The following is an 8,258-nucleotide window of genomic DNA, read 5'->3' as shown; positions in this document are numbered from 1 at the left end:
TGCACACCTGCGCCGCCGGGCCTGCGTTTGCTCCGTTAGTGCAGTTTTGGGGCCCCGGATCTGCACTTGCTCAGTTTTTGCAGCCGGTGCCTGCTCGGGTGGGCGGAGTGGCTAGGACGACGACGGCGGTCCCCCTCTTTTCGCCCGTCCGCTCCTATGCGGCCCCGCCCCAACCACGCGGAACCGCGCCCAGGAGGGGAACGCGTCGGCCCGCGACGGGTGGCAGGTCCGCGAGGTACTCCCTGTTGGAGGTCGCGAGGCGGTCGGGGTCGGCGGGCCAGCTGCCCAGCACCACCCCGGCCACCTCGACGCCGCGGTGCAGCAGCGCCTCCAGACTCAGCAGCGTGTGGTTCAGCGTCCCGAGGTCCGGGCGCGCCACCAGCACAGTGCTCACCGTCCCCCCGTCACGTTCCACCGCGTTCACGGGCTCGGACGTCTCGGGAGAACTCAACTGGCCGCTGGTTTCGGCCGCCGCTCGGCCCGTTTGGGCCGCCCCGCCTGGCTCCCCACAAGCCTCCTGCAACGCCACTGCCAGGTCCGCAATCGTGCGCCGGTCCCCGTCCAGCTCCACGAGCACACCCCCGCTGCCCTCCACGATCACGAGGTCGTGGGATTCTTGTAATTCCACAATTTTCATCACGTGCTCCGAGAGCGGGAGCAGCTCCACCCCGTCGATCGCCGCCGCGGGAGGCGGGGCCATCGGCTCGGTGAGACGCTGGCCCTCGGCGGTGGTGAGTGCCTCGGAAGGCACGCCGGCGGCGCGAGCCAGCCGGGCGACGTCGTCAACGTCCCCCGGTTCCCCGCCCCGTATCCCGGTCTGCTGCGGCTTGTAGACCGCGATCCGCCGCCGGCCCACGTTCCACCCGGAGACCGTGAGCGCCGCCGTGGCGTACGTCTTGCCCACGTCCGTGTCGGTTCCCGTCACGACGACGGCGTGGCCCAGGGAGGCGACGAGGTCGCCCAGGGGATTGGTGGTCATGGTCTCTCCTGTCAGAGTGAAAGCAGTGCGGCCACGTGCGCTGGACGTGGCTGACGCGGCGGCGGGCAGTTCCTCCGCAGGGTGAGCGGCCCCTCACACGCCCTGCGGTTCGTCCCCTACCACGTCCCGGACGGTGTCCAACGCCCGGGCCAGAACGTGTAGTTCCATGTCCGCGGGAGCCGTGATGCGCAGGCGACTGATGCCGTCCGGGACCGAGGGCGGGCGGAAGCACCCCACCACCACGCCCCGGGAACGGATCACCTCCGCTGCCCGCACGGCCGACTCCGCGGAGGCCACCGGGAGGGACTGCACCGCCGCGCGGGCCGGCGGGGTGCCCAGCGCGGAGGCCACGAACCGCGCCCGCTCGTGCAGGGTCTCCACCAGTTCGGGGTGCGCCCGCACGATCCGCGCGGCCTCCGTGGCCGCAGCGGCAGAGGCGGGCGCGAGGGCGGTGTCGAAGATGAACGGGCGCGCCGTGTTCACCAGGTGCTCGCGCAGCGCCTCGGACCCGAGCACCGCGCCGCCCTGCGCGCCGAGCGCCTTGGACAGCGTCATGGTCACGGCCACGTGCGGCGATCCCGCAAGACCAAGCTCGTGCACGAGCCCCCGGCCGCCGCCCGCTACCCCGATCCCGTGCGCCTCGTCCACGAGCAGCAGCGCGTTCTCGGCGCGGCAGAGCGCGGCCAGCTCCGCGAGCGGCGCGTGGTCGCCCCACACCGAGTACACGGACTCCACGACCACGACGGCGCGCGCCTCCGCGCGCTCCGCCAGCAGCTGCGCCACGTGCGCGACGTCCGCGTGCCGCGCGATCCGCACCGGCGACTGGGACAGCCGTGCCCCGTCCACCAGGGACGCGTGCGCGTGGGCGTCCGAGACGATCAGCGTGTCCGCGTCCCCCAGCGCCGTCAGCACCCCGGTGTTCGCGGCGTACCCGCTGGAGAACGCGAGCGCGACGGGCTGGTCAGTGAGCTCGCACAGTTCGCGCTCCAGCACCTCGTGGACCCCCAGGGTTCCGGTCACCAGCCGGGAGGCCCGAGAGCCTGTGCCGTGCTCCCCCAGCGCGTGCTGGGCGGCGGCCACCACGCGCGGGTCCCGGGAGAGCCCCAGGTAGTCGTTCGAGGCCAGGTCCACGCACGCCCGGGGCGGCGTCCGCAGCCGACGTCGCAGTCCCGCCTCCGCGCGCTGCTCGCCGCGAGCGCGGAGCCAGTCGTCAAGGGGACCGACCGTCATGCCCATCCCCCGCCCGTCAGCTCCACTTCCTGCGCGGCCCGCAGCAGGGCGTAGGCGATGGTGCGGACCTCCTCGTCCGTGCAGACGTACGGGGGCATGGTGTAGAGCAGGCGTCCGAACGGGCGGAACCACACCCCCTGTTCCAGAGCCGCGCGGGTGAGCAGCTCCGGGTCCGGGGCCTCGTGGAACTCCACGACCCCCACGGCGCCGATGACCCGCACGTCCTTCACGACGCGCAGCTCCGCCGCCACGGGCAGTATCTCCCGCAGGGTCTCCTCGATCCGGGAGACGTTCGCCCACCAGGAGTCCCGCAGCATCCGCACGGACTGCAGGGCCACGGCGCACGCGAGCGGGTTCGCCATGAACGTGGGCCCGTGCATCAGCGCGCGCTGCTCCGACGCCGTGATGACCGCTCCCACGGCCTCGGACACGAGCACCGCCGCCAGGGACATGTATCCGCCGGTCAGCGCCTTGCCCACGCACATCACGTCCGGGACCACGTCCGCCCACTCACTGGCGAACCACTTCCCGGTGCGGCCGAAGCCCGTGGCGATCTCATCCACGATGAACACCAGGTCCAGCTCGTCCGCCAGCTCTCGCAGCACCCGCAGGCACCGCGGGTCGTACGTGCGCATCCCGCCCGCGCCCTGCAGCACGGGTTCCACGATGATCCCGGCGAGCTCGTCCCGGTGGGCGCGGGCGACGTTGCGCACGTCCGCGATCCACGCCTCAACGGCGGCGTCGTCGGCGTCCCAGTCCACGGCCCCGGACGACGACGGCGCTCCCGCGCCCTGCGCGCCGCTCCCACCTGGCCCTTCGGTGTCCCCGGAAGGCACGAAACCAGCGGTGTCCGAGGCCGCCGCACCGAGGTTCTCCGGGGACCGCAACCCCTCGGAATCCTCGTACCCGGACCTACGCCGGGGGTGCGCCGCGGGAGGCGGTGCCACGAACAGCTGCTCCGCCACCAGCCCGGAGAATTCGGCGTGCATTCCGCCCTCGGGGTCGCACACGCTCATGGCGCCAGTGGTGTCCCCGTGGTAGCCGCCGCGCACGGTCAGGATGCGACGGCGCTCCGGCCGCCCGAGGGCCGCCTGGTACTGCACGGCGAGCTTCAGCGCGACCTCCACGCTCACGGAGCCGGAGTCCGCGAAGAACACGTGCTGCAGCTCGGCCGGGGTGACCTCCACCAGCAGCTCCGCCAGCTCCACGGCCGGGCGGTGCGTGAGACCGCCGAACATCACGTGAGAGAACTCGGTGATCTGGTCCACGGCGGCGCGGTCCAGCTCCGGGTTGCGGTAGCCGTGCACCGCGCACCACCACGAGGCCATGCCGTCGATCGCCCGGATCCGGTCCCCCTCAGGGGTCTCCAGGGTCAGGGTCACGCCCTCCGCGGCCAGCACCGCGTGGGGTGCGGGCCCGTCCAGCGGTGCGTAGGGGTGCCACAGCAGCCCGCGGTCACGGGCGGCGAGGCGGGTGGGCTGCGCGGCGTCGTCACCCTGTTCTGCCGTATCTGCCACGGCACCCGCGGTGGGGCAAGAAGCTTCCCCGCTGCTCTCGGCGGGCGCGGTGTCGTGCGTGATCTGCGGTGCCGGGTCAGGCATTCGGCGCCACCGAGGTCCCCGCACCGCGACGCCGCACGGTCGGGCTCAGCTCGATCCTCACCCGGGTGTCGTCCTCGTCGCGCTCGGGTCCCTCGCCCGAGCTCAGCAGGGCGGCGAGCGCCGCAGACACGGGGGCGGGGGCAGCTGGCGGGGTCGGAACCGGGCCCGGGGCGGCGGAGGGCACCGCGGCGTCGTCGCCCTGACCGGAAGAGACCGGGTCGGAGGGGTCCGGACGGCCGCCCGAGGCGGCATCGGAACCGGCAGGTCCACCGGTTCCGCACGTGGACCCGCAGGGCGTGGTCGCGGGGCCCGTCGAACCTGCCTGGCCCGCCGCGGCCTGCTCGGGTGCCGCACCGTTCGAGGTGTCGGCGGGCACCGTGTCGTCGTGCTCCCTCAACGGACCCGCGCCGAGGACGGTGAATCCGGCGTCGGCAACCATGTCCAGGTCCGCCTTTGCCGCCTGCCCCTCGGAGGTGAGGTAGTCGCCCAGGAAGAGGGAGTTGACCACGTGCAGGGCGAGGGGCTGCAGGGAGCGCAGGTGCATCTCGCGGCCGCCGGCCATGCGGATCTCCTTATCCGGGCACACGAAGCGCACCACGGAGAGGATCTTCAGGCACTTCTGCGGGCTCAGCTGCCACGTGCCTGCCAGGGGCGTGCCGTCGAAGGGCATGAGGAAGTTCACCGGCACGGAGTCCGAGCCCAGCTCCCGCAGCGCGAAGAGCGCCTCAACGAGCTGCTCGTCTGTCTCCCGCATGCCCACGATCAGCCCGGAGCACGGCGAGAGCCCGGCGTCCTTCGCGCGCTCCACGGTGTCCACGCGGTCCTGGTAGGTATGGGTGGAGCAGATGGACTCGTAGTGGGACTCGGCGGTGTTGAGGTTGTGATTGTAGGCGTCCACGCCCGCGCCGCTCAGCGTCTCCGCCTGGCCGTCCTTGAGCAGGCCCAGGCACGCGCAGACCTCCACGTCCGGGTGCTGCTCCTTGAGCGCCTCCACGGTGCGGGTCACGTTGCCCACCTCTCGGTTGGACGGGCCGCGGCCGCTCGCCACGAGGCACACGCGGCTCGCGCCACCGCGGATGCCGTACTCGGCCTGCTCCACGGCCTTCTCGGGGCTCAGCCACGAGTACTTGAGGATGTCCGTCCCGGCGTTCAGGCGCTGGGAGCAGTAGCCGCAGTCCTCGGCGCACAGCCCAGACTTCAGGTTGACCAGGTAGTTCACCTTCACGGTCATCCCGAAGTGCTCGCGGCGCAGCCGGGCGGCGGCGGCCACGAGGTCCAGCATGCCGGGGTCGTCGGTGTGCAGCAGCTCGAGGGCTTCGTCCGGGGTCACGGGGTCGCCGGCGAGGACGCGCTCGGCCAGCTCGGCAGGGTTCTTGAACATTGTTCAATTATTGAACGGTGTTCAGGATTGTCAATTTCCCGGGCGGCCGTTGCGAGAGGCGGCGCGCGGCCTGGCGCTGCCGCGCCGCTGTCCTGGTCACGACGACGTCGATCCCACCCCACGTACGCTCGGTAGAGTTTCCGCGTGGCCCGCACCCGGGCACGAGAGCAGGGAGGGACACCGTGGCACTGGACCGCGACCAGGTGGTGGACGCCGCGTGGCACATCCTGCAGACCTACGGGCTCGGGGACCTCTCGATGCGCCGCCTGGCCCGCGAGCTGGGCGTGCAGCCCGGCGCCCTGTACTGGCACGTGGCGAACAAGCAGGAGCTGCTGGCAGTCCTCGCGCAGCGCATGGTCGCCCGGCTGAGCACCTCCTCCACAGGCGCTCCCACCACAGGAGCCTCTCCCGCGGGCACTTCCCCGGCAGTCGCCGACGACGACGCCACCCTCCTCATCGCCCGGTTCCGTTCCGCGGTGCTCGCCGTGCGAGACGGCGCGGACGTGGTGAGCGTGGCCCACGCGCTGGACCCCTCGGGCATGCAGCCCACACCCCTGCTCACCGCGGCGCTGACCCGCGCGGGCATGGACCCCGCCCCGGCCGAGACGGCCGCGCTCACCCTGGTCCGCTTCACCCTGGGATCCGTGACCGCCCAGCAGACCCGCGAGTCGATGGACCTCCCCACCGCCACGATGGCCGCCGAGTTCGAGGCGGGCGTGCGCGCGATCCTGGCGTAGCGGCGTCGTCGCCCCCCTCCACCGCCCGCACCCCTGCAACAACTGAGCAGATGCCGAATTGCGGCCGCAAAACCGCACTTGCTCTGTTAATGCAGGAGGCGGGAGGGGGCTTCAGTGAGCCTGCCGGGGCCACCGCTCTCGCTGAAGCCGCCGGTCCAGACGGGGCGCCCCTGCGACTACGGAGCAAACGCAGAACTGCGACCCCGGAACTGCACTTGCTCCGTTGTTGCAGGTGGTGGGAACGCGTGCGCGCTCCTCTCCACCGCCGGGTCCGCCGTCCGGGGGTGTCAGCCGGTGCGGGCGGCGGCCAGAATGTCTGCATGACCACCGGCACCCCCTTCACCGTGCGTACACCCGTCCCCGAAGACGCCCCGGGGATCGCGAGAGTGCACACGCAGTCGTGGCGGGAAACGTACACCGGGCTCGTGCCGGAGCGGTTCTTCGACGACGACGCCTTGCGCCGTCGGGAGGAGACGTGGACCCGGATGCTCGCAGAACCGTCCCGCCGTGTACGGGTTAGGGTGGCCGTGGTGGGCGAGACGATCATCGGTTTCGCGGGCACTGGGCAGCCCCGCGAAGACGACCCCGCCCGCGAGCACGCCCTGCACCTGCTCTATGTGCTCCGCGAGCACCACGGCACGGGCGCGGGACAGGCCCTGCTCGACGCCGTTCTCGGCGGGGAGCCCGCGCAGCTGTGGGTCGCGGAGGCCAATCCACGCGCCATCCGCTTCTACGAGCGCAACGGGTTCCGGGCGGACAGCGCCTCGTTGACCGATCCCGGGCTGGAGGACCTGCGCGAGGTCCGCATGGTCCGGTGAGACCGCGGACGACGTCGCTCCCCGCCACCCACGCGCGGCACGGGACCGTGCGGCGTCGTCGTCAGACCCCCGCGCCCACGATCAGCATGGTCGCCCCGAAGACCACCCCGGAGACCACCAGCACCACGGTGGTGTAGCCGAGGATGTCCCGGATCTTCAGCCCGGCGATCGCCAGCAGGGGCAGGGCCCAGAAGGGCTGGATCATGTTGGTCCACTGGTCGCCGTACGCCACGGACATGATGATCACGGACGGGTCCACGCCCAGGCGGGCGGCGGCGTCGAGGAGGATGGGCGCCTGGATGGCCACCTGTCCACCGCCGGAGGGGACGAAGAAGTTCACGAGACCCGCGGAGAGGAAGGCCAGGAAGCCGAGGGTCTGGGGGGAGGCGACCTCCACGATGGAGTCCGAGAGCACCTGGATGAGCCCGCTGGCCGTCATGATGCCCATGATCCCGGCGTAGAGCGGGAACTGCAGCAGGATGTCACCCACGTTGGAGGCGGCGTTCTTGACGAGCGCCATGACCTCGAACGCGTTGCGGGAGAGCAGGAAGATCAGCGCCAGGAACATCCAGTTCACAATGTTCAGGGTCACGGTGCCGCCGGTGAAGTGGATGACCAGGTAGGCCACCAGGGCGAGGCCCACGAGCAGGGTGGGGATGCGTGAGGCGTCGAGGCGGTCGGCGGGCACTTCCACCTCGGGGGTGGCAATGCGCTGGTCGGACTCGGCGAGCGCGTCTGCGGTCACCGCGTGACTCGCGGGCACGGCCCGAGGCGCCACGAGCCACAGGGCGAAGGCGACGAGCACCACGGTGGCCACCGTAGCCGTGATGTTCCACCACGAGAACGTGGTCTGCGAGATGGGGATGACGTGGCCCACCTGCTTCTCGATGAACGAGCCGGGAGTTGCCGCGGTCAGCGGCCCCGAGCCCGAGTAGCCCATGTGCCACACCACGAAGCCGGAGAAGCCGGAGGCCACGAGCATGGGGAAGCTCACCGGCCTGCTGCGGCGCGAGAACCCGGCGGCGACCTCGCGCGCGAGCAGACCGCCGACCACCAGGCCGAAGCCCCATGTGATCAGTGACGCCACCGCAGCGATCACGAACACGAACACGTAGGCCGCAAGCGGCGACCGCGGGATGCCGGCGAGCCGTGCGAGAAGCGCCCGAACCGGCCGAGTGCTCGCCAGGGCGTGGCCGAGCAGCAGCACCAGCGCCATCTGGGTCATGAACTCCAGCAGCCCCGAAAGTCCCGTCCCCCACCCCATGACAACGGTCACTGGGCCGGAGTCGGTCAGGACCAGTGCCATGACCGCAACCACCAGTGTCAGGACGATCGCGAAGATCAGCGCGGAGGGGATGAACCGCTCCACCACGTAGTTCACGGGCTTCATGGCCCGGGCAAGCACGGGGTCGGCGGTCGCCGCAGGAGTTGAGGAACGGTCGGGGGAGCTCATGGCGGGCCTCTTCTTCGTTGAGGAGGGTTGACGGGTAGGCGCCGACGACGCGTGCCGGG

Annotated in this window: 7 protein-coding genes; 2 read left to right on the top strand and 5 right to left on the bottom strand. The window is 71.7% G+C overall.

All coding sequences use genetic code 11. The annotated features are described in order from the left end of the window. Positions 1-154: 154 nt before the first annotated feature. The 4 genes from bioD to bioB all read right to left on the bottom strand — a co-directional run bounded on the left by bioD (position 155) and on the right by bioB (position 5,191). A complete protein-coding gene (gene bioD / locus FSY66_RS12260; RefSeq protein ID WP_137803218.1) occupies positions 155-979 on the bottom strand; it encodes an ATP-dependent dethiobiotin synthetase BioD in 825 nt (274 codons plus the stop codon). A gap of 93 nt (positions 980-1,072) precedes the next feature. Further along, positions 1,073-2,209 carry an aminotransferase class I/II-fold pyridoxal phosphate-dependent enzyme gene (locus FSY66_RS12255; protein WP_024289461.1) on the bottom strand — a complete coding sequence of 379 codons (1,137 nt, stop codon included), beginning with the start codon at positions 2,207-2,209 and terminating at the stop codon, positions 1,073-1,075. Beyond that, entirely contained in the window at positions 2,206-3,726 is a 1,521-nt protein-coding gene (locus FSY66_RS12250) for an aspartate aminotransferase family protein (RefSeq protein WP_144795353.1), read from the bottom strand. Before FSY66_RS12250 ends, FSY66_RS12255 begins: the two co-directional genes overlap by 4 nt. A 76-nt stretch (positions 3,727-3,802) precedes the next feature. Beyond that, a complete protein-coding gene (gene bioB / locus FSY66_RS12245) occupies positions 3,803-5,191 on the bottom strand; it encodes a biotin synthase BioB (protein ID WP_024289463.1) in 1,389 nt (462 codons plus the stop codon). Positions 5,192-5,373: 182 nt separating this feature from the next. On the opposite strand from bioB, the gene FSY66_RS12240 reads away from it, so the two are divergent. Next, a complete protein-coding gene (locus FSY66_RS12240; RefSeq protein ID WP_144795351.1) occupies positions 5,374-5,928 on the top strand; it encodes a TetR family transcriptional regulator in 555 nt (184 codons plus the stop codon). Positions 5,929-6,248: 320 nt separating this feature from the next. Further along, positions 6,249-6,746, top strand: coding sequence for a GNAT family N-acetyltransferase (locus FSY66_RS12235; protein ID WP_024289465.1), 498 nt, complete (start codon positions 6,249-6,251; stop codon positions 6,744-6,746). A gap of 61 nt (positions 6,747-6,807) precedes the next feature. Here FSY66_RS12235 and FSY66_RS12230 read toward each other — a convergent pair whose 3' ends face one another. Then, on the bottom strand, positions 6,808-8,199 hold the full coding sequence (locus FSY66_RS12230; RefSeq protein ID WP_024289466.1) for a short-chain fatty acid transporter: 1,392 nt from the start codon (positions 8,197-8,199) through the stop codon (positions 6,808-6,810). Positions 8,200-8,258: the final 59 nt, after the last annotated feature.

This window comes from Kocuria palustris (assembly GCF_007666205.1).
GTDB lineage: Bacteria > Actinomycetota > Actinomycetes > Actinomycetales > Micrococcaceae > Kocuria > Kocuria palustris_A.
The sequence above is the reverse complement of the archived record's forward strand: the minus strand, read 5'-3'. Positions and strand labels throughout refer to the sequence as shown.

Bases quoted from the DNA above. Each gene is read 5' to 3' on its own strand.
- FSY66_RS12230 (WP_024289466.1), bottom strand. From the start codon at position 8,199: ATGAGCTCCCCCGACCGTTCCTCAACTCCTGCGGCGACCGCCGACCCC.
- FSY66_RS12235 (WP_024289465.1), top strand. From the start codon at position 6,249: ATGACCACCGGCACCCCCTTCACCGTGCGTACACCCGTCCCCGAAGAC.
- bioB (WP_024289463.1), bottom strand. From the start codon at position 5,191: ATGTTCAAGAACCCTGCCGAGCTGGCCGAGCGCGTCCTCGCCGGCGAC.
- FSY66_RS12255 (WP_024289461.1), bottom strand. From the start codon at position 2,209: ATGACGGTCGGTCCCCTTGACGACTGGCTCCGCGCTCGCGGCGAGCAG.
- bioD (WP_137803218.1), bottom strand. From the start codon at position 979: ATGACCACCAATCCCCTGGGCGACCTCGTCGCCTCCCTGGGCCACGCC.